This window comes from Arthrobacter rhizophilus (assembly GCF_026241105.1).
Classification (GTDB): Bacteria; Actinomycetota; Actinomycetes; order Actinomycetales; family Micrococcaceae; genus Arthrobacter.
Map to the genome: position 1 here is coordinate 1 of NZ_JAPFFT010000072.1, position 1,734 is coordinate 1,734.

The 1,734-nt window shown below is 59.7% G+C and carries 2 protein-coding genes; both read left to right on the forward strand.

Features of this window, described 5'->3' with window-relative positions; translation table 11 throughout:
- Positions 1-81 precede the first annotated feature (81 nt).
- Positions 82-846: an aspartate/glutamate racemase family protein gene (locus OOZ51_RS22330; protein WP_265982166.1), complete on the forward strand. Its 765-nt coding sequence runs from the start codon at positions 82-84 to the stop codon at positions 844-846.
- Positions 847-1,167: 321 nt separating this feature from the next.
- Positions 1,168-1,371, forward strand: coding sequence for a hypothetical protein (locus tag OOZ51_RS22335; RefSeq protein WP_265982167.1), 204 nt, complete (start codon positions 1,168-1,170; stop codon positions 1,369-1,371).
- The last annotated feature ends 363 nt before the right edge of the window (positions 1,372-1,734 follow it).

Here is a 1,734-nt window from a genome sequence, read left to right on the forward strand (position 1 = left end):
CCCGGGTGAGGCCTCTCGGTCCACCAGTCCGAGCCTCAATTGTGTTCTTCTCGGTTCCCCAACAGCACCAGGAAAGAGACCATGCGCATCCTCGTCGCCAACGTCAATACCACGGTTTCCATGACTGATTCCATTGCCTTGCAGGCCCGCGCGGCTGCTTTGGACGGGACGGAGATCGTCGGCCTTACGCCCCGCTTCGGCGCTGCCTCCTGCGAAGGAAATTTCGAAAGCTACCTTGCCGCCGTCGCGGTGATGGACGCGGTCTTGTCCTATGCAAGACCATTCGACGCCGTCATTCAAGCCGGCTATGGAGAGCACGGACGGGAGGGACTTCAGGAGCTTCTGGAGGTTCCCGTCGTGGATATCACCGAAGCGGCCGCCAGCACTGCCATGTTCTTGGGCCACAAATACTCTGTGGTCACGACCTTGGATCGCGCGGTGCCGCTGATTGAGGACCGACTCAAACTCGCCGGAATGGACGCCCGTTGCGCGTCCGTGCGTGCCAGCGGTCTTGGTGTCCTGGAATTGGAGGAATTTCCGCATCGGGCAGTGGCGGCCATCCTTGCCGAGGCCAGGCGCGCCGTGGATGAAGACAAGGCGGAAGTGATCGTCTTAGGCTGCGGAGGGATGTCCGGCCTTGATGAGCAGATCCGGCTGCAGCTAGGTGTCCCCGTCGTTGACGGTGTCACAGCCGCCGTTACGATCGCCGAATCGCTGGTCCGCCTCGGCCTGTCGACATCCAAAGTCCGAACCTACGCGCTACCCCGGCCGAAAGTAGTGACTGGGTGGCCGCTCCCGGTCACAACAAGCGGCGATAGTAGCGCAAAGGTTCCCCGCGAAAGCTGAATCAAAGCAGAGCGCCTGCGGCAAAGTCTATTCGCGAGCCGGCGTTGATGATTCAAGACGATCAGAAGAGCCGGCCCGTCTTCCGCCAGAGATGATACGTCAAACACGGTCGGAGCTGCTAACTCAAGCCCTGGTAGTGCACCGAATGGCTACTAAGGGTGTGGTCACCGGTGGCGCTCGAGGTGCGTGGCCGCCGCCTTGGATGATGCAATTCCGGGGCCCTAAAAATGAACGCATCCCTGCAGGCCCCCCGAGGTGATCGGTGATCCGGATAGTTCAGTATTCCTTCAGCATTTTCAAATCCACGAAAGGAGGGCGGCGATGTCGACCGCAACCCCAACCATCTACATCATGGCTGAGGACCCGGCTTCAAGGGACCGAGAACTAGACCAGGCCACTGCACTACTCCGCGCGAACGGAGCTGTTTGCGGGATTGTCGTCACAAGGGTTGACTTCGCAAAATTCACGGTTGCCCTGAGCCCCGATGTCCCATTCGGCCTCACCAAGGAGGTCGACTTGCTGTGAAGGAGTGCGGCCATGCGTGTGCCAAGCGCATTCCACGAAATCATCCTGACCGGGACCCATGCCCATGAACCTCCGGAAGGTCACCTGGTGACAGAGCGGGAAGCCGACTTGTACCTAGCAGAAGAACAACGACGTGGCGTGGGGGAGCAGCACCCCCTGTTGACATGGACAAGCCTCACCGGCGGAGACGTCGTGTCACTCCGAGTGCCGGGGACGGGAGACTACGTCGGAACAGTGGAGTCCATGACAAGCGACGGACTCATTATCTGGACTAGGGACGACCTGAATGAGAGGAGACTGTTTCATTTTCGCGACTGTCAATCTGTGCGTCTAGTGAGATCTTGGCTTCCTGACGATTGAGCC

What these genes read in the sequence shown, in the direction of transcription:
- OOZ51_RS22330 (WP_265982166.1), top strand. Translation starts at nt 82, where the DNA reads ATGCGCATCCTCGTCGCCAACGTCAATACCACGGTTTCCATGACTGAT.
- OOZ51_RS22335 (WP_265982167.1), top strand. Translation starts at nt 1,168, where the DNA reads ATGTCGACCGCAACCCCAACCATCTACATCATGGCTGAGGACCCGGCT.